This is a genomic window from Bradyrhizobium lupini, assembly GCF_040939785.1.
Lineage (GTDB): Bacteria > Pseudomonadota > Alphaproteobacteria > Rhizobiales > Xanthobacteraceae > Bradyrhizobium > Bradyrhizobium canariense_D.
The window spans coordinates 2,510,413-2,536,327 of sequence record NZ_CP162553.1 but is presented as its reverse complement, the minus strand read 5'-3'; the positions used below and the strand labels follow the sequence as shown (position 1 = coordinate 2,536,327).

Below are 25,915 nucleotides of genomic sequence, written 5' to 3'. Positions count from 1 at the left end.
CCTTGAGCGCACCATGCTATGAAGCGTCATCCGGTGTCTGGGACTCGTCAGGAGTAATCCCATCGAAAAAGAAGCGCACAACGTAGCGATCAAAAGGCCCTAGAGATTTGATCGCTAGTACGGCGTTAATCCCCAAAAACTTGAATCGGTCGAGTGCCCTGAGGAGATCCATGTCAGGATCTTCAAAATTGATGAGACCGGCCGCTTGGATCTTCTTCGATATCATGCGCGGTAGGCCGTATTCCTCAAGATGGTAGACTGCACTAGGAAGGAACGCGCGGCTCATCCTGCCTACGAACCCTGAAATATCAACAGCAGGGTTCACGATGATCTTATGAAGCTCATTTGTGTCGCCGAGGAGAGCAGACAATTTAAATGTAACAGTCCGCTCCAGTTTGAAGAAGTCCTCTATGCTAATACCGTTTTGCCTCAAGGTCGAAATAATCTGGGACAAATCATCACGCCAATTGTGCGCAATCTCCTTGGTCACATTCACCACGTTAGACCATGTTGTATCCCAACCGCCGGGTTTGAGCTTGAGCACTTTGTACAGCATGGAGTCCCACTGGGCTGGATTTGACGAGTTGAGATAGCCGAACCCCTTCCAATCCTCTGGAGCGTCTCTCATGTCTTTTGCCAAGCGCAGCAGAAAGTCTGCGTCGCTGTCCTGCAGAACACTTTCCCTCTTGAGACGTGCGAATTGTTCCTCGCCAATGATGTCGGACATTTGGGTTCTGTACTCGACGATCCTTTCAATTTGACGGTCTGTCAGCTGGTCTGCATCGCCATCTTCGTCGAGAGTTCCCAGCATGTTATCTGGGAACGAGATTTCGAGTTGGGCATCTTCCGATTTTGGCGGCGCATCTAACAGAAAGATGTTGCCGACGAAATACTTGAACATGCGCCCGCCGCGGCCAATAATATTCTTGTAGGTAAAATCCTTGAGGTTAGTCCTGCCAAGCTTACTGCGCCATACGATCACATTCTGAGCAGAAGTATTGACGCCCTCAATGATGGAAGACGTGGAGACAATGCTGTCAAAGCCGTCCTCATACTCAAACAGCCTGATCTGCAGCTGGCTCAGGCACCTGTGCATGCTGCCATTGTGAACCCCGACTGCCCGCTCCACCAGATCGGCCAAGAGCCAGTCTTTTTCGTAATTTTCCCTCAGCCACTTGGCGAACGCTGAGGTGTAAATCCGATCTACGGTTGGCAGGTTCTTGATGACAAGGTCGGCTATTTTTCGGATTTCAGTGTAAGTACCAGCGTAGATGAGTGATTTTTCATCGCCCGGAGAAATCAGCTCAATCAACTTCGCGCCCTTCTTGGCGGCGTCTCCTCCAAATTCCTTGTACGGTTCTTGGATATTCAAGTACACGGTATTGAAATCGAGGAGTTCAACAAACTCCATGTCGCGCGTGAACGCATTATCGTTGAGTTTCTTGATGTTCGGTGCAAGGTAGTACCGCTGGCTTGCCTTCTTCGAAAGTTTTAAGATCGCTTTTACCAGAGAGGAGGCGCGCTCGGGATCGTGCTCTTGGCTCGCCTTGTAGAATTCATCGACGACGAGAAGGTCGATCGTTTTAAGGGATGCCAGGTATCCGAAGGCGCGCTCCTGTGGAAAGATGAGGATGTTCTTAGGTCCGAGCCGCGTATCCGGTGCCGTTATGATCGTGTAGTGTTCGGAGAATTTCTTGAACAGTCGCCTTCGTGTTTCGTCCATGAGCGCGATTGTCGGGACGATGATCACAACCGTGTCCGGATGCTTTGCGGCTATAAATGCGTCAATGATAAAGCTCTTTCCGAAGCTCGTTGGGGCGCTTACCGCGATGCTCCTCCCGTTCAGAAGTCTGGCAAGGACAGAGGATTGCTCTCGGTGTAGGGTTGCCAATCGGCGGCCAACGTCAACCTCAAACGCGTGATGTACGTATTTCTGGTCCCACGACGCGCTCTCAAGCTGCAGGTAGGGAAACAGGCCCGTCGCGCGGATCATATGGTTCACCAACTGCGGGTAGGGCGTCTTGACCCGATCCAGGTCTGCCAGCAGCTGTATCAATAGATTTCTGGCAGCCAGCTCATTCTGGATCGATAGCAGCCTGTTAATCTCCTGACAGGTCTCAAAAATCTCCATCATTTCTGTCCTTTGTAGAAGGCGACGGCGTGGACAAACGCATCAACGATCTTCTTCTTGCTTGGAACCGGAAAGAGTATGATGTGGAAGTTGAGATCATCGTATTTGTGAACCGAACTGGATTTTGCGAGCTGCTTTGAAAAGTAAGACTCAGCCCGTTCCTTGTGAAAGGCGGCCAACTCCGTCTTGTAGGTCTCCGATAACTCGCTGGCAGCGGCCGTCGTGAGGCATTCGTGTAATAGAAGGATCGGTATATGAATCTTCGCCTTCAGCTTGTCGATCGACTCGCGGTTGCTCAAAGCGGCTTTGATCTTCTCTCGAAGGCGTGCGGGGATCGGCAGTCCATCCAGGTCCGAGACGCTGGTGATGATCGCGTTTTCTTTCTTCAGCTTATCGGTCGATAGTGAGTTCAAGACGGAGGTCACTACTGCATCGAGGCGAGCATCAGCTATGGAGTTGTAGAATTTCGCTTCGCCGAACCACAGTGTGAAGTCGTCGCCCTTCACTACAATGTGTACGCTGTCTGCTCCCTTGGCGTTGTCCTGAACATTCTGTTTGTAAAATATCTTCGGAACGACAGGCAGAGCGCCAAAACGATGGCGCATTAGGCCATACAAGAATACTTCGGCTATTTCGCTTCCCTGACCCACCTCGTCCTTGTCAGTCAATCTGAGGTTCTGAGCCGCTGCTATGAGGCTGCTGTGACTCTGATCCACAAGTGCGGATCGCTCTCTTTGGGACAATGCGGTTTCAGCTATATTGTCCCAGAGGTAACTCTGGAATTTGAGATACCGCCACTCGGTGTCTTCGAAGTCGTTAATTAAGCTTAGAACGCGCTTGTTTACCAAAGTGGTGAGCTGAGACACGGAAGTGATGCCGGCAAGGGCGTCATCAATAAGGATTTCGAATGACAGGCCGGCCATCGCTATATTTACCCCCAAAAACTTACACATATTTCAGATTCGTACAGGTTCCTACTGCACATTCGTAGGTAGAGGGGGAATGCTGGTGCATTTGCTCGGCTATTTTATCCGAAAAGGTAACCGGTCTCGTCGCTGCACTCGGGGTCGCTTTCCTCACGCTCCTGCAGGTGCGCTTTTCTGCTGGGGCGATGCGCCCTTGCCGCCCGCCTGGTAGGGCCTGCGTCCGTGGCGCCTCAAGGCCAACTCCCATGAAGAATCGCACAAAGGGCCAGCCCCCTCGCAGATTCACATTCTCACTTCGATGGACCTCGTAACCAGCCTGCCTCAAACTCGAAAGTGCACACTTCGTCTCGACCGCGCCCGACGCAGATACGTCTTATTGCGCCGCTGTCGCAGAAAATCGGCGATGCAAGCAGGTTCTGACCTCTGACCAGGCACACCAACTTGCGATCGCTTATCCGTGTTCGGGACTCCAACTGCCTTATCACGGCGTGAACTCGCAGGGTTTCTTGGGTGAAGCGACATCAGGCGCAGCAAATCTGCAATACGACGCCCTACATCGCGCGAAATCCAAACAAGCGGGTTGGTACTATCTAGGTAAGGCATCGAGCTGTTGGCTAGCATCACTGAAGGGTGCCGGCGAGAACTCGCGTGCGGAAGCTCGGCAGGCGCCGGCAGCAAACGAGTGAGCAACAAGAGATCCGTTGCCACTCCACCGAGCGATCACGCTTCGCAATCACTTTCAGTTCATTATGTGCACTCATGCACAGTAACGAGGACAAGACGAGTAATGACATCTTCCATATCTACAGCTAGCGATACGGTCACTGTTCTGGTCCATGGTTCCGAAATTGCTCGCCTCGCCCGTGAAGGCTTTCCGAATCTGCGCGTGCTGAGCGCCAAGGATCTTACATCGCTAGAAGACCAGGTGGCGGATGCGGATATCATCGTGGGCTCCGGCATCGATTTCCCCGTCCAGTTGTTCGACAAGGCACGTCGACTGCGCTGGTTCCAGTCGACCTCCGCCGGCATTGACGCAATCTTGCCGATCCGCGACCGCGTTAGCGACCTTATCGTTACCAACGCTCGGGGTATCCATGCCGATTCCATTGCGGATTTCGTAATGACGGGTATCGGCATGATGCACTGGGACTTTCCGCGGTTCATGCGGGAGCAATCTGGTCGGGAGTGGCACATGCGACCAGTGCAGCCTATCTCCCACAAGACGCTGGGCGTGGTCGGGCTCGGATCCATCGGCGTCGAAATCGCTCGTCGCGCCAAAAGCGCTGGGATGACTGTGATTGGCTCGAAACGCGATCTGACCAGCCCACTTGAAAATGTCGACAGGCTCCTGCCGCCGAAAGACATCGCGGAGCTTTTGCGACTCTCAGACTTCGTTGTGCTTGCCGTTCCCCACCTTCCAGAAACGACCAAGCTCATGGGTCGTGAGCAGCTTCGTCAAATGCGGCGCGGTGCCTTCCTGATTAACATTGCCCGCGGGTCAGTAATCGCGGAAAGCGAACTCGTGGAGGAACTCCAGGCAGGCACCATCGCTGGAGCCCTCCTCGATGTGTTCGAACGAGAACCGCTCCCGACCGACAGTCCGCTCTGGACGATGCCGAACGTGCTGATCACGCCACACGTCTCCGGCTATCCCAGCGACTATACCGCCCGCGTATTCGAGATCTTCGGCGACAACCTGCAGCGGTACCTTGAAAAGAAGCCGTTGCGGAATGTGGTCGACCTGACGCGAGGCTACTGAGGCGAATCGCGCTAAAGAATTGCCTGGACCAGAATGTTCGTCCTCGCACGCGGGACCCAGGATCCTGATTGTTGCTCCGCAAGAATCAGGGATCAACGAGCCTCGCGTGTGCGACGATGCCGCGCCAATCATTACCACGCACGCCTCGCATCCAGATTGCCGCGCCCAGAACTTTTTAGCTCCGTCAGGTATTCGAGCGCTAGTTGGCTGGATGGAGTGAGTGCACCTCGAGGAGCCGCGCAGGGCTCCACGAAAGCTTCTCGTTGACAGAAAAATGTGGCTACAAAGCCCATCCGAGCTCAACGCAGCTTCATCGATGACACCGTCTAGCCCAAGCGTAGATGCACTGCCGCTCAATCGTAACCCGCGGAAATGCCGGCTTCGGCGTTTCCGATGGCGTCGGCATCACGCTGCGAATTCCGGCGCGCGAGGTGCACTGCGCGCTGATCACTCCCGGCGCTTTGCCGATGCCAAGCAGTTTAGGCGTGCCGCCAGCGCCTTGAAGACGCTTACGACTTACTTCGGGCGTATTGCCCGCGAGTCCGCTCGCAAGATTGAAGGCAAGGCTGACGTGCTCGGCCTGTTTGTTCCGCGCATCAACCGCCGATCTCGGAAAGCGAGGCGTTGATCGGCAATAGCATCTAGCGCGCATCCTCGCTCAGAATGGTTAACAGGCCACAATGCCGCGTCCGGATTGCAAGTCAGCTATTCACCGCCAAGGTCTTCCAACGATGCTGTTCTCGCCCCAGGCGGCCTAGCTAGGACTTCCGCTACTTCGTTTAGTGCTCACGCGTCCTGCAGCAAGTCCTGGCGACGTCCGACCCTAGTCAAGCCGGCCCGAAATCAGCGTATTTCAGGGACGACCACGTAGTCGAACTCCACGACTTTCGATTGGTTCGCGCTTGCCGGAGGAGTTCCAGCGAACATGCGGCTACAAAGCAGGATTTCAGCGCGAGTGCCAATCCAATTGCAGGATTGAGTATCGACGTGTCGTTACGCTCGGTCTTGGGACGAAGGCTGGGTGCGCTCAAGGGGCTACTCTTGGACGAGCGGCGAGCGGGAGGTGCATGATGATCGAGCGTGCATCAGGTTGCATGGGTTATCGTGCGCTCAATCGGCATTTGATGCCGTCTTCGCCAATCATGTCGTATTATAGCATCACTACTGGCGAGCCGACTGCTTCCGCGCGCAATGTGCCGATCTGCCCATGTGTGTGCCAATCGATCGATAAGCCCGCGAGCATGGCGACTGCTATCGGATAATCATGTGTGGCGCTGGCTCGACGTCTCTCGTCGCCAACTCAAAGGATAGAGAATGGTGACTCGGCCAGAGGTTGCAGCCGCTCTATCGATGAAATGAAAGTTGGAGAGGTATGTCATAGCCAGTTCTTTTCAATGTGGGGTACCAACGGTCCGGCCTTACTCGCAGGAACGTCTTAGTCGTCCGTGAACAAGGCTCTAAGCGATTGAGCAGGAGTCAGTTTTCCGGTTGCGGCGGCATTTGAGATTGCAGGGATTGGGGGCTTGAGGCCCCCAAACCTTGCAATTTTCGTTTGTGGATTCCCTTTCGCTGCGGACCATGATTCTGTGGTGCATCGGAGGGGCCGATGCGACCGAAGAAGCACAGGACGACGGGATCGAACGATCTGTTCCGGGCGCGGCTGGACCAGATCATCAACATGAAGCACGAGCTGGTTCAGCTGGCCGGCAAGATCGATTGGGACTGGATCGACGGCGAGGTCGCGCCGCTCTACAGCGAGAATGGCCGGCCCGGGATCGAGACCCGGTTCATGATCGGGCTGCTGTTGCTCAAGCACACTTACGGGCTGTCCGATGAGGGCGTTTGCGAGCGCTGGGTTCACGACCCGTATTTCCAGTTCTTCACCGGGCAAGAGTTCTTTCAGCATGCCTTCCCGCACGAGCGCTCGGACCTGAGCCATTGGCGCAAGCGGCTCGGCGACAAGTTGGAGCTGCTGCTGGCGGAGAGCCTGCGGGTGGCGCACGAGGCCGGCGCGTTACGCGGCCAGGACCTCAAGCGCGTCACCGTCGACACCACGGTGCAGCCGAAGGCCATCACCTTTCCGACTGATGCCAAGCTGCTTCATGCGGCTATCAAGGGGCTCAACCGCCTGGCCAGAAGGCACGCCGTCAGGCTGCGGCAATCCTATTCTCGTGGGCCAAGGCCGCCGCGATGATGGCGGGCCGCTACGCCCATGCCAAACAGTTCAGCCGGCATCAGCGGCAGTTGCGCATTCTGCGCAGCCGGCTCGGCCGTATCATCCGCGACATCCGCCGCAAGATCGAGGGCCAGCCGGCACTGGAGGAGGCATTCGCCCTCCCGCTTGGCCGGGCCGTGCGAATCCGCTCGCAGCAGCAGCGCCAGCGCGGCTGGAAGCTTTATTCCTTCTATGCCCCGGAGGTGGAATGCATCGGCAAAGGCAAGGCCGCAGCCCCTTACGAGTTCGGCGTGAAGGCCTCCATCGTCACCAACAACCGCCGGGCGCCCGGTGGCCTGTTCGTACTGCACGCCAGGTCGCTGCCCGATAATCCCTACGACGGTCATACCCTGCGGGACGTCATCGAAAGGGGCGCTCACCGGCTGTCCGATCGAGCGGGCCCATGTCGACAAGGGATATCGCGGCCACGACACGCAAAATCCCCGTCGCGTCTACATTTCGGGCCGGAAGCGCGGCGTGTTCGGCGCCATCAAGCGCGAGTTCCGGCGCCGCTCCGCCATCGAGCCCATCATCGGACATCTGAAGGCCGAAGGTCACCTTGGCCGCTGCTATCTCAAAGGCCGCGCCGGCGACGCCGCCAACGTCGTGCTCTCAGCAGTCGGCCACAACTTCCGCCGTATCCTCGCCTGGCTCAGAGAACTCTTGTGCCTCTTCCTGATCCAGCTATCGCATACGCTTGCCTGTCCGCTCCCGCTCAATTCGGCTTCTTAACGGACGACGTCTTACGGGCGGCGGCCGCCGCGATGACCATTCCCGTGGTCGCTCGCAACACCGCGGCCTTTGCGAGTGACAGGCTTGCAGGTTCCGGCGAAGTCATCGTTCAGTCGGTGGGAGGAGGGTTTACCCAGGGCATTCGCAAGTACGTCTGGGACCCCTTTACCAAGACAACCGGGATCAAGATAATCGACCTAATTGCCGACGTCGCCGAGCCTCAGGTCAAGGCGATGAACGCAGCAGGACGCGTCGATTGGGACGTTGCCTTCATTCAAGGCTCGCAATATCCAACGATGGACGCAGCCGGCATGTTCGCGCCCATTGACTACAGCGTTTGGGACGCCGAGTCCCTGGAGCGCGTACCCGCGGCGGTTCGTCTAAAGAACGGAGTAGCAGTATTTGGAACAGCGCAGTTGCTCGCCTACGGTGGACGTCGGGTGGCGAGCCACCGCAGTTGCTCATGAACCGGGAGCTTGCAATCACAAGCTGCTACGACGGTCGCGCGATCAATGCAATTCGTCAAGGCGCTCCCACAGGCATTGCTTGGGATGGTGCATATCTTGATTACGGGTACATAACAGTGCTCAAGGGGGGCGAACAGCGAGAATGGGCAGAAGCTGGTCGCTTTCTTAAATCGAGCTGCGATCGCTGCAGAAACTACTGTGGGAACCGGATATCCTGGCCCAAACACACACCAGCTCGATCATTTGCCCGCCGATCTGGTTCCGCTGCTCAGTATTAGTCCGGGAATGCCGCCAAGGTCTTGTACGAGGACTCCGGTTGGCTTGCGGCCAAGCGTCTCGATGGTGCGACGAATCTCGAGCACATCGGGAAACGTATGCTGGAATGGCGGGCCCAGTAATCTTTGCGCCGGCATTGGGTTTATGTGCGGCAATCAACCTTTGCAAGAGATTGCTTCTGCCCGCCGGGCGCCACCATCGAGGGAGCTCTTCGTGCGAGCGACAAACATCCAGTGCCCGTCGACTCCAGCAGACCCAAATCGGCGGGGCGGCACGGATCCGCGACGTGGCTGATTGCTTCAGGCTGACGAGGTCGCGGTTGCAGACAAGCATCCGTCAGCGTCTGAGGTTCGGTTCATCCGGACGACACCAGTGCGGCAGAAGGGGCGGTTTCCGTCGGAGGCATAGCCGAGCCGCTCGCTCCAACAGAATAAATGGGACGGCGCCTCGAAACGAATTGCGCGAGCGCGTGACGAAACTCTGTTCAAGCACGCAAATGCGCTCGAAAATCAGCTAGAGCCCAGAAAATTCGCTGAAATTCTGCGCGATACGCGGAATAGCCTACGCGGAATGTTGATCTCTTGCGATCTCATTTCAGTTGCTTCGCACGCCAGTCAAAACATATGAGGAAAGGTAAGCGCTATGCTTGACCCTACGGTTACTTGGCGCGAGGCGGTGTTTGCCGGCGATTTGGTGTTTGTTTCGGGGCAGTTCGGCCTCAATATTCCGAATCGCTCCGGCGCAGGTGAATCCCGAGAAGAGCGCGTCGCTGCGCAGACCAGGCAGTCGCTCAAGAACATAGCGGGCGTGCTCTCGGAGAATGGGCTGACGGTATCGGACGTGGTCCGGTGCACTGTCTCCTTGGCCTCGCCGGCCGACTACAACGCGATGAACCAGGAGTACGCGAAAGTCTTCACCAATAATCAGCCTGCCCGGACGACGATTGCGGTGCAGCTGCTGGTGCCCGACGCTTTCGTTGAGATCGATTGCGTGGCTTATCGCAAGCGCGGGTGATGATCGTTTGACGCCTCGGTGAGTGTCATCGAGGCGTTGAAAAACTGAGGATTGCCGGGCACTCGATCCACACGATGCTATGTCGGGGCAGTCCAAATAATGTCGCTCCTATCCCGGGGCATACACGGGAGAAAGGAAGACGGCGATGACGACCTTCCTAGTAAATGCTAGCGTCCTGGCCCTGACAGTCTTGGCGTCGAGCGCGTTGATGCCGGCAAACCCTGCTTTTGCGGACAATCAGTTGACGATCGTCTTTTGGGGCGGGTCCGTGCAGATGAGCGAGGGGAACTCTTATTTCGAGCCGTTCTCGAAGGCAACCGGCATAAAGATCATCGAGGACGAATAGAGCGGCGAGATTGCCAAAGTCCATGGTCGAGTCCAAGGGCGTGAGCTGGGATGTGGTCGACAGCAGCGGTAGGCAGGCCATCCAAATGTGCGCCGAGGGTCTTCTCGAGACCATCGATTGGAAGATGCTGGGTCTTGACCGGACCAAGTTCATGACCGGTGATCAGCAGGACTGCGGTGTGCCGTCACTGGCGTCTGCCACCGTGATCGCCTATGACAAGGCTAAGTTGGCGAATGGCCCGACGACAATTGCCGGCCTGTTCGACACAAAGAAAATCCCTGGCGCCCGCGGACGGAACAAGACCCCTGTCGGCAACCTCGAATGGGCACTGATCGCCGACGGCGTGGCCATTGAGGACGTGTATAAGCTCCTCAAAGCGCCCGACGACGTCGACCGCGCCTTTAAAAAGCTCGACAAGGAAGAAGGACGCTGTCTGGTGGACGTCCGGCGCGCAGCCGCCGCCGCTACTCGCCGACGGCCAGGGCACCCGCCGCTACCTTCTCACCGACCAAATCCCGGTCATCACAGTCAACGCCATCCTCGGCCGCCTAGACCTACCGCATCGAGTTCAATGGCGACAACAAGCGTAAGCTGTGCGGGACAGCAGCTACAGATGAGCTTCACGGCTCCCGTCGCAAACTTCAAGGTGACCCAGGCGCGGAGCGAAATCGGTCCGGGAAGATCGAAATCCCGTCCGGATAATTCGAAATGCCTGGTCGGCATCGTGCCGAAATCAGTGGCCGGCGCATCGGAATACGCATGGTGTCGGGCGGTGCTCGGGGCAACGTGAGCCAAGCTATCGTATCCTAATGGTTCAGAAAGGGCCTTTGAGACGAATCTTCGCATCCGGTCTATTCGGCGCAGCATTTCGGCCAATCAAGCAGTCATATTGACTGAATTCGCCTCGAGTAGCCCGATAGTACTTCACAAAGAAAAAACCCCGAACCCTAGGGACGTGGGTCAAGAAAGCAGATTGGAAGGAGCGCAGGTTGGGAGAAGATAATGAATAGCGTCATGCCGGCCCGTCTCCGCGGCGTGGGCGGCGCACGCAAGAACCTGCAGTTCATCAAGAAGGAGATTGTGGTCGGCTCATCCACGAGTGCCGCAACCGACGCCGCGCCACGGGCCGCGGAGGGAAGAGGGGTGATGCTAGGCGCGAATGATATGTTTGTGGCGTTTCGTGGCGTTCAAAAGACATACGATGGCGATACGCTGGTCGTTAAGGATCTCAACCTGGACATTGCACGAGGTGAGTTTCTGACGATGCTTGGGCCTTCTGGCTCTGGCAAGACGACCACCCTCATGATGCTCGCCGGTTTCGAGGCTCCCACCCATGGCTCGATCCTCCTGGCTGGGCGGTCGATCGACAATATGCCGCCGCACAAGCGCGACATCGGTATGGTGTTCCAAAATTACGCGCTGTTTCCGCATATGACCGTCGAGGAGAACCTCGCCTTCCCACTTAAGGTGCGAAGACTTGGAAAGCTGGAGAGAGAGGCTAAGATCAAGCGGGCTCTCGAGATGGTCCGGCTTGGCCCTTATGGCGGGCGCCGGCCTGGCCAGCTTTCAGGCGGACAGCAGCAGCGCGTCGCGCTCGCCCGTGCGCTCGTATTCGATCCCAAGCTCGTGCTGATGGACGAGCCGCTTGGGGCGCTCGACAAGCAACTGCGCGAACATATGCAACTCGAGATCAAGCATATCCATGAGGGTCTCGGCGTCACCGTAGTTTACGTGACGCACGATCAGAGCGAGGCCCTGACCATGTCTGATCGCATAGCGGTGTTCAATGAAGGAGCCATCAAGCAGCTCGCTGCGCCCGCTGAGCTCTACGAGCGGCCGCGGAACGCTTTCGTCGCCCAGTTCATCGGCGAAAACAATCGGTTGCACGGCAAGGTCGTAACGATGAATGGAGCGAACTGTGAGGTAGAAATTCCGGGCGCGGGCAACGTGCACGCGCTGGCGATCAACGTCGAGGCGATCGGCCAGCCGACGGTGCTGTCATTGCGACCGGAGCGGGTGAAGTTGAACCCGGCGCCAGGCTCGTTGCCCAATGTCTTCAGCGCGCAAGTTGGGGAAGTGATCTATTTGGGTGACCACGTGCGCGCCCGGGTTTCGGTCTGCGGTCATGATGATTTCGTGGTGAAGCTGCCGAATTCGGAAGGGGCGGTACTGATCGAGCCCGGTGCGGTGATTACCATCGGCTGGAAAACTGAGGATTGCCGGGCCCTCAACGTACCGTGACGACGGCCGAGGCTTCGTCGGAGCACGCTGGTCGAGGTCTTCGGCGGCGCCGCCTCCATCCGGTGGCGGCATAGAGGGGAGAGAATAGACCATGAGGAAGTCATTGATGCGTATGAGCGTCCTGGCCTTGGTTGGCCTGACAGCGGGTATGCTCGCGCCCCCGAATCCCGCGTTTGCGGAGGATCAACTCACGGTCACAGGTGGCGGCGGGTCCTTTCAGAAGGTCCTGCGTAAAGTCGTTTTCGACCCCTTCTCAAGGGCGAGCGGGATCAAGGTCAATGAAGCCGAGTACGATTACGGGCTCGCCAAGATCCGCGCGATGGTCGAAACCAAGACCGTGAGTTGGGACGTGGTTTACGCCACCGAGTCGGGGGTCCGGCAATTGTGCGCGGAAGGTACTATCGAAACGCTCGACTGGAAGAAGCTGGGCCTCGATCCAGACAAATTCGAGGACGCCAACTACACGGAGTGCGGAGTGCCGGCCGGCGGCGCTGCGACTATTGTTATCTATGACAGGGACAAGCTATCAAATGGCCCGAAGACAATCGCCGATTTCTTCGATCTGAAGAAATTTCCTGGCAAGAGAGGACTGTACAAGAGTCCTCCCGTCGAATGGGCCTTGATTGCTGACGGTGTGCCCATCAAGGATGTCTACAAGGTTCTCCGCACGCCGGAAGGCGTGGACCGCGCTTTCAGCAAGCTCGATACGATCAAGAAGGACATCATCTGGTGGACGGCCGGCGCCCAGGCACCGCAGCTTCTCGCCGATGGTCAGGTTGTCATGACTGACTCCTGGACCACTCGAGTCTATGATGCCAACAAGAACTCGGGCAAGCATTTTGAGATCATGTGGGATGCTGCGGTGCTGACCGGGAACGCCTGGGTTATTCCGAAGGGCAGTTCGAGACTAGACGCGGCCTACAAATTCCTCGCTTTCGCCGGTAGGCCCCAGCCACAGGCCGACGTGGCGAACAACACCGCATCAGGAACGGGCAACAGGGACGCGATCGCACTTGTTGATCCGACCATGCTGCCTAACCTTCCGAATGCGCCTCAGCATATGGATAGAGTTGTACTGAGCGACTCAAGCTTTTGGAGCGAGAGGGGCGACGAACTGCGCCAACGCTTTACCGCCTGGCTCGCAAAGTAACGGGAAAGAATAAGAATGGCGGGGAGGGCGTCAGTCTTCCTCGCCGTCTCCAATGGTCGAACTGAGAGAGAATCGATGGCGACGATAGCCGCCCACACCGGCAATCTAGAAGACGTGCCTCTGCGCCTAAAGCTGCGGCGGGTCGAGCGCCGCCAGAAACTCAAAGCCTTTATCCTCGTTCTTCCGCTTCTGCTGTTCGTCCTGACCACCTTCGTCTTGCCAATCGGCCGGATGATGTTCAACGCGGTCCACGATAATACGCTCCTGAAGCTTATGCCACGAACCATGAGGGCGCTTGACGCCTGGGATGGCTCGGATCTTCCAGGCGAGGCTGTCTATGCCGCCTTGGCGGGCGACCTGAAAGAGTCTTCAGCTCAGAGGACGGCGTCCGTGATTGGCAAGCGCATAAATTATGAACTACCCGGCTCTCTCAGCGAGGTGATATCGAGCGCGCGCAAGGTGAGCAAACTTTCCGACGGCCCCTACAGGGAGGCGCTGATCGAAACCAGCCCACTCTGGGGCCAGCACGGCGTCTGGAGCCTGCTCAAGCGCGGAACCTCAGCCTATACAGGCTATTACCTCCTGCGCTCCGTCGACTACCAATATAGCCCCGACAGCAGGATCGTCGCCTCGCCCCCGGAGAACGCGATATTTCGCGACGTTTTCTTGCGTACCCTTGGCATCAGCATCGCCGTAAGCGTTGTGACCTTGCTGCTCGGCTTTCCGGTGGCGTATCTTCTCGCGACATTGCCGCGCAAGTCCAGCAATCTTCTGATGATCCTGGTCGTGTTGCCGTTCTGGACATCGGTGCTGGTGCGCACCACCGCTTGGGTCGTGCTCCTGCAGCAGCATGGCGTTGTCAACGACACGTTGATGGCCCTGCACGTCATATCGCAGCCAGCCGAGCTCATATATAACCGGATCGGGACCATCGTGGCTATGAGCCACATCCAGCTGCCCGTGACACTCCTCCCGATCTACAGCGTTATGAAGACGATCTCACCGATTTATGTCCGTGCGGCTCGCTCGCTCGGCGCGGGACCCTTTTACGCCTTTTGGAAAGTCTACTTTCCCCAGACTCTGCCAGGCATTGCCGCCGGCTGCCTGCTGACCTTTATCCTATGCTTGGGCTACTACATAACACCCGCGCTTGTCGGGGGACCGGCGGACCAAATGGTAAGTTCTTTCGTCGCTCACTATACCAACGAGGAACTCAATTGGGGCATGGCCTCAGCGCTCGGCGCGATCCTGCTCACTGCGACGCTGCTACTCTACTACTTCTTCAATAAGTTAGTCGGTGTCGACCGGATTAAGATGGGGTGAGAACGATGGCTGCGTCCGCCTATGCTTCTCCGATGGAGAAGACCTGGTACTGCCTGCACCGGATGTTGTGCGCTATGGTGCTGTTATTTCTGATTGCGCCGATCTTCGTGGTTGTCCCGCTCTCATTCAATTCCGTACCTTTCTTCACTTATCCGTTGCCGAGGCTCTCGCTGCGGTGGTATCAGGACTTCTTTCTTACCGTCCGGTGGCAAGGCGCGCTGTACAATTCGATCTTCGTCGCTGTATCGGTGACACTGCTGTCGACCGTGCTAGGCACGCTGGCCGCGCTTGGGCTTAGCCGGCCAAAGTTTCCCTGGCGAACGGCGGTGATGACCGTTCTGATCTCGCCCATCATCGTGCCGATCGTGATCACAGCGGTCGGGATGTATTTCTTTTATGCCGATGTGGGATTGCTCAACAGCTATGCTGGATTAGTACTGGCGCACACCACCCTGGCCACACCCTTCGTTGTCATCACAGTGCTTGCGACGCTGACGGGTTTCGACCACTCGCTGACCCGAGCAGCCGCTGGGCTCGGTGCGACGCCGGTCACCGCCTTCCTTAAGGTCACCTTGCCTCTCATACTTCCGGGGATGATCTCTGGTTCGCTCTTCGCCTTCCTCACTTCGTTCGACGAGGTTGTGGTCACTCTTTTTGTCGCTGGCGCCGAGCAGCGGACCTTGCCAAAAGTCATGTTTTCCGGCATTCGCGAGGAGATCAGCCCGACGATCATTGCCGCCGCGACCATACTAACATTGTTCTCTATCGTCGTGCTGACCACTATCGAGCTACTGCGGTGGCGCTCGGAGCGCCTGCGTGGAATCCGCAATACTTGACCGCCCTCTAGCACCTTGCGTGGTTCGAAATTTGGTCTTGCTTAAGGTCAACGGCGTCACCAAGAGCATCGATACGTTCGAGCGCTCCGTCTGCGCGGGCAATACCATCGTCGTCCTCCAGAGACCAGAGGTGGGGGAGGTGATCACGGTTCAAAAGACCAGAGTCGACCTGGCGCCAATATCGAACACTCTACAGGGCTGCAGATGCCCGCCCCCGTCGCCGAGCCGGCCAAGAGAACGGTTCGAAGGCTATGAGGCTGCCAATGACGACAGACTTGATGAGCTTACGGCTGTCTGATGATTGTCCCGGGTGTTCACGTTGGGCTTTAGCATGATGAATGCCACGAACGCCATGACGCTAAGGATCTCCAGGTTTAGGCCGAGCGAGAGCCGGGATCGTCACTTACTAGTCGAAGAACGCGATCTTACGCGACATTTCTCTGAGTCCGGGTCGGCCCAAACACTGGCATCTAGAATAGATGCTCGGTGGCTTCCTCAGTTCCTCAAACTAGGTCGTCGTCACTCTCTTGCTCCCTTTCGCCGAGCGGCGGACCTGGCGGATTTCGCCGGAAACCGAGACGAGGGCCTCGCAGATTGGTCCCTGCGACACACCGTCGATCAGGATCTCGGCGGTGATGAGTCTCCGCCGCGGTTCGGTCTCTGACGGCGCTGTCGTCCAAAGGACTATCTCCACCTGCTTTCCCGGCTGAAGAACAGCGCTTACCGTTTCTCCGTGCGATGTCCAACCGAGCGGCGGAAGAAGGCGAGCGCCGTAGGTCGCCGTGCGTTCCAAGTTGTTGCGAATTTTGATCGTGTACGCGACTTGGCGACCCGGATGAACATCAGAAAGGTATGGTAGCATCCTCGCCCAAAATAGATCGATAAAATGGTTTGCGGGCTCCGCTACAATATCTCGGAAGGCTCTTTCCTTGTGTTCGATGTAGTTTGTGTACTCCTCGACCCTCGATTCACTCATCGCAATCAGACCTCCGTGCCCCGGGCAAACGAGATCAGGCATTGTTGCCCGCATCACCTCCGCGCAGCGATGATGCATCTCTAACTGAAAGCTGTTGCGCATGACCGTGCTCTGGACAAGGATTTCGCGATCAATCCCTCCTGACCGAGGATTGAAGAGAAATAGATTGTCCCCTCCAAAAACGACACGCTTGCCGTCGATTTCGCCCAAGATAATTGAGTGAAATTCTGTTTGCCCTGGGGCATAGTGAACTTGAAAGTCGAACCCTCTCCACTGAAATGCCTCGCCATCCCTTAAAGTCCGCTGCACTTTGATCGGTTTGTCAAAAAGGCACGGCGTACTTGCCCACGCAGCGGGATCAGCGATGACCTCGGCTACACGATCGAGCGCCCAGCACTGCGTGCTGAAATGCTTCTGCAGGAAAGGTATTCCGCAGACGTGGTCGTCATGAATGTGGGTCGGTACGACAAGTTCGATATCCTTCACTCCAAAGTCGTCACGCAGCTGATCAATGTGATGCTGGACGAAACGTACCGCCTGCGGACTGTCATGGTCGCACGACGCATGGAGATGTCCTACAGAGGACAATCCGTAGTCAATGAGCATTGCATGGCCGCTTCCACTTAAGACGATGTAAAAATTGGAGCAGGTGTATGGCCCTGCCCACAGCAGGTGCTCCGAAATCCGTTGCAGTCTGCTCTCACGGATGGTCTGCATGTCCCCAAAACTGCTGGTCCGGCCTGACGTGAAAATCCTGCCGACGCCAGCGAGTACCTCTAAACGCGATTCAAGGGTTGCAATGTCCGCGTTTACTTCGTTGATAGGCGATCCGTGCGACGGAAAGGCAATCTCGATTTTTTCTCTTTTCAGGGCGAGAATCGACTGCATCGTAAATTCAATACCAAGAAGGTCGCCATAGCAGTATTCCATCGCGTGAAGTTGATACAGCTTACCGCCGCTGCTCATTAGGTCACCTGTAAACGCGACTTTCCTGCCATCCACTTCTGTGATTAGGCTTACCATGCCATACGTATGGCCCTTTGCCGGAAGCACGCGAAATTCGTACTCTTTCCAAATGAAAGTGCTGTAGTCCTCCAAAATTGCGTCGACCGAAAGATTTTCGCCAAGTGAGAAGAACGTGTTGCTATCATTATAGTTGTCATAGATGCGCCGCGCCTGCCAATATGCCTCGACGTTGTCGAATAGGTGGCGTTCGTATTCGGGAACGGCGACTTTCGCTCCGGCCTTCTGAAGAATTGGTGTTCCCCAGCACTGGTCTCTATGGTGATGTGTATGAAGGATCCAGTCGACTCGCTCGATCCCGAGGGCGGGAAGATGCTGCATAACTGCGCCGGATCCCGTGTCGATCAGCAGGCACTCTGCGCCACTTTTCAAAACGTACACATTACAGGTATCCTGAAATTCCCAAACGTTTTCGGAGCGTCGGATCAGAGACATTTCATTCCTGTGGGTGGAGAGACTATATTTTCGGTGCTTCGGGGACGCCAAGGGACATGGGCGTCGCTAGTCTTAGAAGCTGAAGCTCTCTTGGCTCGCTTTATTTGCATATGCAGAACCAAAGAGTGGCCATATCCCGGTTTGGTCGGTTCGCTCAATGCGCTGGGCCAGGCTGCGTCATTTTCGCCCGAACGAGCTTATATCCAGCCCCCAAGGTAATGATGTGCGGATCTCGAAAACTGCAAAGGATCCCAAGCCACGCCTAAATTGTGCGTTCGGGCGTATCTTTCGAGGGTTTCGCCGCTGCCAATGAACATCACGATCACCGACGGGTAGCATGTCGTATAGTATGAGAAGCCCGATCAGCGGAGAGGACTTCCGTTCTCCTTGCTATCTCCGCTAAGCGAACTGAAAGCAAACTAGAGGGCGATCATGGCGCTCACGCCGCCAGCAGCCCTGCGGCTAGTCCCGAACACCGGCAGTCCTTCATCGTCGTTTAGCTCCCGCGCCGGCCCGATTGTCCTGGGATGGCGGTGCTAATTGCGACAAAGAAATATCGTCTGCCGCGGATTGCAAACGCTGATGATTGGTGGTGCCAGGGCCTCTCAGAGCCAGGTGCGGGCTCAGATCTTGCCTCATTGTAGACCCGGGCTGCGCGGAATGGCGACCACTTCATCGTCAATGGCCAGAAGACATGGACGACGCTCGCACAATATGCCGACTAGATTTTCTGCCTGGTCAGGACCAATCCAGATGTTAAGAAGCAACTGGGCATCTCCTTTCCTCCTGATTTACATGAAATCGCCCGGCATCACGGTGCGTCCGATCCAGCTGATTGACGGCAGTTACGACCCCGCCGAGAATCTTGTCGGTGAGGAGAGCAAGGGCTGGGAGTGTGCTAAGTTTCTCCTCGGGAACGAGCGGTTCAGCATCGCCAGCGTTGGCTCTCCAAAAGAACGCATCCGGCGCATCAAGCACCTAGCCGCGCTGTGCCGTGTCAGCAACGAGAGGCTGATCGATCGGGGTGCCTTCCGCGAGAAGCTCGCTGCAATTGAACTGCAGCTAAAGGGGCTGGAGGTGACCCAGCTTCGTGTCGTCGCCCACGCGTCCAAACGGCAGGCTTCCACCGCAGATCCTGCGAGCGCCATTCTCAGAATAAAGGGCTCGGAGATTCAGCAAGCGATAGCGGAGCTTCTGCTCGGCGCCGCCGGCTCGCACGCGCTGCCGTCTAGGTCGGAAGAAGATATCGAGAGCCATAACAAGACGCCGACCGATCCTGATTGGGCTGCACCGATCGCGCCCGCCTATTTTAATGTTCGGAAGGTATCGATCTACGGCGGCTTCGATGAAATCCAGAAAAATATCATCGCCAAGACCATCCTCCGTCTCTGACGCTTCGCCGCTCGAGAAATATGGCTTCCTCCTCGATCTCTCGCCAAGCCGTCGACTGCTTCTTCTTCTGATTCTGCCCCGGATGGGGGCCCAGGCGTCCCCGGATCACCCGACATTCCGGGAGGGAAAAAGTGAGTGACTAGGCATTTTCGCTGCCCAACTTTTCCATCGATCTGAAGGGGCAGACCGCGCTGTGACCGGAGCATCGTCAGGACTCGGTCTCCGATTTGCCAAGACGCTCGCGTGATGCGGTGCTCAGGTGGTGTTGACAGCGCGGCGGACCGGGCGTCTCGAGAGGGTTGCTGCGGAGATCAACGTGGCCGGCGGCCGGGCGATACCGCTGCAACTCGATGTGACTGATGCGGATCAGTTGACGAAGGTTGTTGCAGAGGCAGAACGGCAATTCGGTCCCGTGACAATCCTGGTCAACAATCCGGGTATTCCAGACGCCCAGCGCGTGACCAAGATACCGATGGACCTGAATGTGCGAGCGCTCTACGTTCTGTCCTGCCAGTCGCGCGGCGATTGATCGCGGCAAAGCTTCCCGGCCGCATCGTCAATATTGCGTCATCGTCCGCCTGCTTCTATGCCGGCAACGGGGCTGCGCTATATTCGATTAGCAAAGCCGCCGTTGTGCGCATGAGCGAAGTGCTCGCAGTCGAATGGGCGAAATTCAACATCAATGTCAAACGATCGCGCCAGGCGCGTTTTCGTCCGAGATGATGGAGGGCTTGCTCCAACGCGTTGGCGTCATCACCAAGGAATTTCCGCGGCCCCGCATAGGCGTCGATGACGTTCAGGACGGAAGGTAATGCAGCAACTTCAACAAAGATCCCTCGCCAAGCAATTCTGCCCGCGAGAGAGCGGTGGACGGGATCACTCTCAACCAAGGCAATTGATCACAGCGATATGGCATGATCGAATCTGACACTACGTCCTGTCTCGGTGGGCCATCGAGAGTTTAGGGTAGCGATATTCGGGCTGCACGGCGCAAACGCGATTGAGCCCGATGACCTTCTGCACCAAAGCCGCAAATCCCGCCTGATCTATGCGTCGCAGGGGCAGAACTTGGAGATATTCTTCTGCAGGGTAGCGTAGATCTCATTTCTCCTCCGTGTTGGTACTGCGCGAATGCTCGCGCAAGCAGCATGGGTCGAACAGAATCGAGGTCTATACCGAAATGGCTGAAGACATGATTCCTTTGGGCGAGAAGCTACGCCGTCGGGCTCGGGCGACGCCGGACGCGCCAGCAGTCAGTTGCGGCGAAATCACTCTTACCTGCGGGCAGTTAGAGGCGCGGGCCAACCGAATTGCTCGCGCGCTGCATCGGCTTGGCGTTAAGGTCGGTGACCTGATCACCATCGGCTTGCCCAACGGAACCAACTTCGTTGAAGCCTGTTGGGGCGTCTGGAAGCTGGGCGCGACGCCGCAGCCGGTATCGTTCAGACTGCCGAGTTCCGAACTCGAGGGCATTGTCGACCTCGCCGCCCCACGCCTGGTGATCGCCTTGGAGGGCATGGAAACCAACCGGCGGCGTGTCACAGTGGACGACCTGCTCGCGTTGTCCGACGATGACCGACCGCTCGAGCCGCGCGTCGCTCCAATACTGAAGGCCGCGTCCTCGGGCGGCTCGACAGGTCGACCCAAACTGATCCTCTCCGGCTCGTCAGGCCTCGCTCCAGCCAAGGCGACTGATTACTCCGGCGGCTGGCGCTTCGGGCTGGAGGAGACTGCTCTGATTCCCGCACCGCTCTATCACAATGGCCCGTTCGGATGCGCCCTCGAAACGATAGTTCAGGATGGGCATCTGGTGCTAATGCCGCGATTCGACGCGGAGGGCGTGCTGATTGAAATCGAACGCCGTAGGGCAACCTGGGTTTATATGGTGCCCACCATGATGACCCGCATCTGGCGACTGCCAGAAGAAGTGCGAGCCCGGTACGACGTCTCATCGGTGAGGACTCTCTGGCATTTGGCTGCTCCTTGTCCGCCTTGGCTCAAGGAGGCTTTCATCGGCTGGTTTGGACCCGACGTGATTATGGAACTCTATGGCGGCACCGAAAGCCAAGCGTGGACCAACATCACCGGAAGGGAGTGGCTCGAGCATCGGGGCTCGGTCGGGCGCGTCATCGTAGGTGAAATGAGCGTCTTCGATGCGGACGGCAAGGTGCTGCCGGCGGGCGAAATGGGTGAGGTCTACATGCGACGTTCGGAGGGCTCGCAGCCCTCTTACCAGTATCGCGGCGCGACTGCCCGCGCCTTGCCTGGCGGCTGGGAGAGCCTCGGAGACATCGGCTATTTCGACGCAGACGGCTACCTGTACCTCGCTGACCGACGCACAGACATGATCCTTGTTGGCGGCGCCAATGTTTATCCGGCGGAAGTCGAGGCGGCGATCGATGAGCACCCGCTTGCGTTGTCGAGTGCCGTAGTCGGCCTACCGCACGAGGATTTGGGCTCATCCATTCACGCCATCGTCCAGGCTCGACCGGGGCTAACGGCTGAGGCGTTGTTGGCGCATCTGGCTGACCGACTGGTGCCTTATAAGTGTCCTCGCACTATCGAATTCGTCGAGGAGCCCTTGCGCGACGATGCGGGCAAGGTTCGCCGCACTCGGTTGCGGGACGAGCGCCTCGTCCGGCTGAAGATCCGCGAGGGACGGACGTAGAGCAGAGCTGTAGCAGCAATTCAAGCGGCGGGATTGACGCTGTTCTTTGAAGATACAGCTCGTGAATTGACGATAGTTGCTGACCCTTCGATGACGCCGACTGCCGACCGAAGTGTGGCTTGAGCAGTCAATGGATGACAAGGCCGAACAGGAAGGCGAAAGCTACCGACGAATTCAATTTCGTGGCTGGTAGGGCGCCGCTTGGCTCGCGGCGAGCAGCGAGATCGATTTCGAGTGGTTTAACGGTGCTTCGGTAACACCGCGGTGCTCACGATGCAGACAGTTGAGGAGGACAGGATGGGACTGCTGGACGGCAAGGTGGCAGTTATTACCGGGGCTGGCGGAGGGCTCGGTGAGGCTTATGCAAAGCTGTTCGCCAAAGAGGGGGCGGCGGTCATTGTCAACGATCTCGGGGGCACGGTGGATGGCTTCGGCACGAGCGTCGCTGCTGAAAAAGTCGTGACCGATATTATCGCGGCTGGCGGGCGCGCGGTGGTCAATGGTGATGACGTGTCCACCCCAGCCGGGGGAGAGAATATCCTCAAGTCTGCGATCGACGCTTTCGGTCAAGTTGACATCTTGATCTGCAACGCCGGCATCCTGCGCGACCGGACGTTTGCCAAAATCTCGGAGGAGGATTGGGATCTCGTTACCAAGGTTCATCTGAAAGGCACTTACTGCTGCACGTTGCCGGTTTGGAAGTGGCTGAGGGACAATGGTCGGCCGGGTGTAATAATTATGACGTCCTCTACGTCGGGGCTCTTCGGGAATTTCGGCCAGGCCAATTATGGAGCGGCCAAGGCCGGCATCTATGGCTTGATACGAGTGCTCTCTATCGAGGGCCGCAAGTATGGCATCCGCGTGATGGGCGTGGCGCCCAACGCGGTCACCCGTATGTGGGCCAACGTCCCAGGTACCCGAGATGGCGAACTCGATTCCATTCTACGACCCGAGAACGTGGCTCCCGGCGTGCTCTTTATGGCTTCCGAATTGGCGGCAGATCATTCCGGCAAGATCCTAGCCATATCGGGCGAAGAGGTCGCGGAGATCAAGATGTTGATGACCGAAGGTTATCATCCCAAAGGATCCTATACCGCGCAGGACGTGGCGGCCCATGCATCCTCGGTGTTCTTTCCAGCGGAGCTGAAGCGACTACGCACGGAACCTTGAGTCGGAGGCTTGGCGTTGGCGTAGCCTCCCGTAGGCCATCAACGCCTGCTAGGCTAGCATTGCCATTCGTCTTACACCTGCAGAGCTGAAGTGATTTAGGCTGGCGCTTGACCTCTAGCGTCGCTTCACCGGGGACTTGGCGGAATGCCCTCGCTGATCGTGGCTGCTGCGCCTCTCAGGTCCTCGGCGGGCGAAGCTCGGGATGATCAAATTTATGATCGAAGGCTTCGCAAAGGACCTGTTTGAGAGGTCCGGTAGCGTCCAGAGATCGAGCAATCTGATCTCAAATCACCTTCCTCCCTCTACCTCAAACAAGACGTACGGCTCGACCACATTACGCTACTAAGGATCCTTATCGGCCAAGGAAAGGCCGCAAGGCCAATTTTCGGCGCGTTCCCAGGCAAGAGGGATTGCCATTGGCGTTCGTCGCCGGATCCGGAACGAGAACACCTATCCACTGGCACTTGCACCCAGATCAATCGTAATGCACTCGCCCTTGATTCCTGAGGCGGACGGGCTAGCAAGAAAACCAATAGTCGCCGAACATCACACACTTCAACAAAGCGATTACCGGGTTGCGATGCGCGGAAGGCCGTCATGAGCTCATGCCGCGATTCTTCGCTTGAGCATCCAGTTGACCACGCATCAATGCGGTATCCATCCAGACTGGCGCGACGGCGTTGACGGTAAGGCCATGCGGACCGCCTTCCAGTGCGGCGGTCCGCACGGTGGCAAGGTTCTGCGTGGAAAACACCGTCGCCAACGATGTCCACGCCATGCACGTCTGCTCCGCGTTCGGATAGTTCTGCCGCGATCGCCTTTCCTCCGGTCGCTCCAGTTACGAGCGCCACTCGGCCCTTCAGCGGCCACCCCCGGGGTGGGACTGCTGTTTCCGGCTCTCATTCTCGAACTTGGCCATTCGTTTCTCTCCTACTTGTTAGCTCATCAAACGGACGCGATCATGCTTCAACAGAGGCTCATGCTCAGCATCGCAGGAAACATTAATGCCGGCCACTGCCGTTGGCATCGGCTTTCGCTCATCTGCAGGGCATCGAAGATCATTGGAGGATAGCGCCAGCGATGGGAGAGTGCTGCCGGCGGCGAGTTCGAGGCCAGACGTTCCGACAGCACGAAAGGATATGCCGCCATGTGCGTTTAATTCCCCAAAAACAGGTCGCGTATTGCATAAGTCGTGCATCAAACCGGAACTCGAAGTTTGTCCGCGGTCACGCAAAGGATTCTCAGATGCCTCATGAGACCCCGGATCCTACAATGCCGACCGCTTCCGGAGTTCGGTTTGCACACTTCAGAGGCGCAGCGTGGAATTCCTTAAGCGCCGCCACTCGGGCGCAGGATTTCAGCGAAAGAACGCCGCTCGTTGCATGAATCGGGATAAAATATCGCCTAAAGACAATGTGAGCGAACCACTCCGATTGAGTGCGACGCTTCGAAAGAGGGCGCACATCGGAGTCATTCGCTCAGAACGAGTCGAAGGGGCCGACTTAAGTTTTGGCCTCTCTTGGTTATGACGCACCGCCCAAGCTGAGGGCACATTATGTCTGCTGAGGGCACTTTATGTCTAAAGGCGTGGCCAAGCTGCTAGCCATTCTCGACCTAGAGCCGATCGGGCGGAACTTGTTTCGTGGCAGTAGTCCGAGTCCAAGCTGGGACCGGGTATTCGGCGGGCAATTGATCGCGCAAGCAATGGTAGCGGCTTCCCGTACAGTGGAAGAGCGCATGGCGCACTCGCTACATGCCTGTTTCGTCCAGCCCGGCGACCCAATGGTGCCGATCTTCTATGAAGTGGAGGCCCTGCGGGACAGCAAGAGCTATTCGACCCGGCGCGTGACTGCTATGCAGCGCAACCGAGAAATCTGCTCCGTCTTCGTTTCGTTTCACACGGGCGAGCAGAGCGCCCTTGGCCACCAAAGCAAGATGCCCGACGCGCCACCGCCTGAAGAGGTGACCGCCGAGACTCTAGCGAGGCATCCGGGGTTTCAGGAATTGCCGAAAGCAGTTCGCCACTGGTACGAACCTAATCGCCCGATAGAGCTACCCCACCCTCCGATTGAATTGCGCCCTGTTGAGTTCGGGCACTTTCTAGGCCAGAAACTTTGCGATGATCGTATTCATTTCTGGATCAGGATTGCTGAGAAGCTTCCCGACGATGCGGCGCTGCACATTTCCGCTCTGGCCTATGCCTCTGACTGGACACTGCTCGATGCGGTGCTGGCACGTTATGGCCGCACGGTACTCAATGGAAATAACATCTTGGGAGCTAGCCTGGACCATGCCATGTGGTTCCATCGCCCGTTCCACGCCGACGACTGGCTGCTTTACGTCAAAGAGTCGCCGAGCGCGCAAGACGGTCGCGGTCTAGCTCTGGGATCGCTGTTTCGGCGCGATGGCGCCCTGGTGGCAACCGTCGCCCAGGAAGCCGCAATCCGCGAGCGCCGCTGATTTTCACGTAAGCAATTGTGTGTGGAATGCCGCAGTGCTGGATCGCTCACCATCGGAGCGCCAATTGCCCAGAATATTCGATCGCGGCGAGATCCGGGTCGCTGGCGTCTACACCGGCTTAAGTTCGCAAGATCTCATTGCGAACAACCTTGAAAGTACATCGACCGAACCGATGCGTGAGATTTACTTGCGTCGGGCTATGTTGCGGGAAGCATCTAACTTTTACCGATCGGCCAGATCTGCTGCCGGATTACGAAGACTTCCGTTTGTGGGTATGAAGTGTGACCATAGACGACAGCTTCTCTCGAAGAATCACCCGTTGGCTGCCCAATCCTGGGTCGTACTATCGCGAACGCCAGAGCAAATACAACGCAA

General features: G+C 57.3%; 18 protein-coding genes and 2 pseudogenes. 16 read left to right on the top strand and 4 right to left on the bottom strand.

What is annotated here, in order from left to right:
- Window positions 1-16 precede the first annotated feature (16 nt).
- Window positions 17-2,134, bottom strand: coding sequence for a DEAD/DEAH box helicase (locus tag AB3L03_RS12120; protein WP_368508661.1), 2,118 nt, complete (start codon window positions 2,132-2,134; stop codon window positions 17-19).
- Window positions 2,131-3,054: a DUF1837 domain-containing protein gene (locus AB3L03_RS12115; RefSeq protein WP_085348224.1), complete on the bottom strand. Its 924-nt coding sequence runs from the start codon at window positions 3,052-3,054 to the stop codon at window positions 2,131-2,133. Before AB3L03_RS12115 ends, AB3L03_RS12120 begins: the two co-directional genes overlap by 4 nt.
- Window positions 3,055-3,844: 790 nt before the next feature.
- On the opposite strand from AB3L03_RS12115, the gene AB3L03_RS12110 reads away from it, so the two are divergent.
- The 10 genes and pseudogenes from AB3L03_RS12110 to AB3L03_RS12065 all read left to right on the top strand — a co-directional run bounded on the left by AB3L03_RS12110 (window position 3,845) and on the right by AB3L03_RS12065 (window position 15,416).
- Window positions 3,845-4,816 (top strand): D-2-hydroxyacid dehydrogenase, encoded by a 972-nt coding sequence (locus AB3L03_RS12110; RefSeq protein ID WP_368508660.1) that lies wholly within the window; start codon window positions 3,845-3,847, stop codon window positions 4,814-4,816.
- Window positions 4,817-6,422: 1,606 nt separating this feature from the next.
- Window positions 6,423-7,763 (top strand): annotated as a pseudogene (locus tag AB3L03_RS12105) (IS5 family transposase).
- A gap of 32 nt (window positions 7,764-7,795) precedes the next feature.
- Window positions 7,796-8,230 (top strand): hypothetical protein, encoded by a 435-nt coding sequence (locus tag AB3L03_RS12100; protein ID WP_368508659.1) that lies wholly within the window; start codon window positions 7,796-7,798, stop codon window positions 8,228-8,230.
- A 918-nt stretch (window positions 8,231-9,148) separates the two neighbouring features.
- Entirely contained in the window at window positions 9,149-9,520 is a 372-nt protein-coding gene (locus AB3L03_RS12095; RefSeq protein ID WP_085349028.1) for a RidA family protein, read from the top strand.
- A gap of 145 nt (window positions 9,521-9,665) precedes the next feature.
- A complete protein-coding gene (locus tag AB3L03_RS12090) occupies window positions 9,666-9,866 on the top strand; it encodes a hypothetical protein (RefSeq protein WP_240543936.1) in 201 nt (66 codons plus the stop codon).
- Between the two features lie 22 nt (window positions 9,867-9,888).
- Entirely contained in the window at window positions 9,889-10,656 is a 768-nt protein-coding gene (locus AB3L03_RS12085; protein ID WP_368508658.1) for an extracellular solute-binding protein, read from the top strand.
- Between the two features lie 356 nt (window positions 10,657-11,012).
- Complete coding sequence (locus AB3L03_RS12080) at window positions 11,013-12,107, top strand: ABC transporter ATP-binding protein (RefSeq protein WP_085349065.1); 1,095 nt, start codon at window positions 11,013-11,015, stop codon at window positions 12,105-12,107.
- 106 nt (window positions 12,108-12,213) lie between these two features.
- Entirely contained in the window at window positions 12,214-13,257 is a 1,044-nt protein-coding gene (locus AB3L03_RS12075; protein ID WP_368508657.1) for an ABC transporter substrate-binding protein, read from the top strand.
- A gap of 75 nt (window positions 13,258-13,332) precedes the next feature.
- Complete coding sequence (locus AB3L03_RS12070) at window positions 13,333-14,580, top strand: ABC transporter permease (protein WP_368508656.1); 1,248 nt, start codon at window positions 13,333-13,335, stop codon at window positions 14,578-14,580.
- 5 nt (window positions 14,581-14,585) lie between these two features.
- Window positions 14,586-15,416, top strand: a complete 831-nt coding sequence (locus tag AB3L03_RS12065; protein WP_085349026.1) for an ABC transporter permease — start codon at window positions 14,586-14,588, stop codon at window positions 15,414-15,416.
- A gap of 508 nt (window positions 15,417-15,924) precedes the next feature.
- Here the strand turns inward: AB3L03_RS12065 and AB3L03_RS12060 are convergent.
- On the bottom strand, window positions 15,925-17,850 hold the full coding sequence (locus AB3L03_RS12060; protein ID WP_368508655.1) for an MBL fold metallo-hydrolase: 1,926 nt from the start codon (window positions 17,848-17,850) through the stop codon (window positions 15,925-15,927).
- A 542-nt stretch (window positions 17,851-18,392) separates the two neighbouring features.
- On the opposite strand from AB3L03_RS12060, the pseudogene AB3L03_RS12055 reads away from it, so the two are divergent.
- The 5 genes and pseudogenes from AB3L03_RS12055 to AB3L03_RS12035 form a co-directional block, all read left to right on the top strand.
- Window positions 18,393-19,242: pseudogene (locus AB3L03_RS12055) on the top strand (acyl-CoA dehydrogenase family protein); the annotation flags it as partial.
- A gap of 259 nt (window positions 19,243-19,501) precedes the next feature.
- A complete protein-coding gene (locus AB3L03_RS12050) occupies window positions 19,502-19,771 on the top strand; it encodes an SDR family NAD(P)-dependent oxidoreductase (protein WP_368508654.1) in 270 nt (89 codons plus the stop codon).
- Entirely contained in the window at window positions 19,768-19,965 is a 198-nt protein-coding gene (locus tag AB3L03_RS12045; RefSeq protein ID WP_198959213.1) for an SDR family NAD(P)-dependent oxidoreductase, read from the top strand. Before AB3L03_RS12050 ends, AB3L03_RS12045 begins: the two co-directional genes overlap by 4 nt.
- Window positions 19,966-20,356: 391 nt before the next feature.
- Window positions 20,357-21,910 carry an AMP-binding protein gene (locus AB3L03_RS12040; protein WP_368508653.1) on the top strand — a complete coding sequence of 518 codons (1,554 nt, stop codon included), beginning with the start codon at window positions 20,357-20,359 and terminating at the stop codon, window positions 21,908-21,910.
- Between the two features lie 297 nt (window positions 21,911-22,207).
- On the top strand, window positions 22,208-23,080 hold the full coding sequence (locus AB3L03_RS12035) for an SDR family NAD(P)-dependent oxidoreductase (RefSeq protein WP_085349064.1): 873 nt from the start codon (window positions 22,208-22,210) through the stop codon (window positions 23,078-23,080).
- Window positions 23,081-23,675: 595 nt separating this feature from the next.
- Here the strand turns inward: AB3L03_RS12035 and AB3L03_RS12030 are convergent.
- Window positions 23,676-23,858, bottom strand: a complete 183-nt coding sequence (locus AB3L03_RS12030; protein ID WP_368508652.1) for a hypothetical protein — start codon at window positions 23,856-23,858, stop codon at window positions 23,676-23,678.
- Between the two features lie 797 nt (window positions 23,859-24,655).
- On the opposite strand from AB3L03_RS12030, the gene AB3L03_RS12025 reads away from it, so the two are divergent.
- The gene (locus AB3L03_RS12025; protein ID WP_085349020.1) at window positions 24,656-25,540 is read left to right on the top strand and encodes an acyl-CoA thioesterase II; all 885 of its coding nucleotides are present in this window, start codon (window positions 24,656-24,658) and stop codon (window positions 25,538-25,540) included.
- Window positions 25,541-25,915 lie beyond the last annotated feature (375 nt).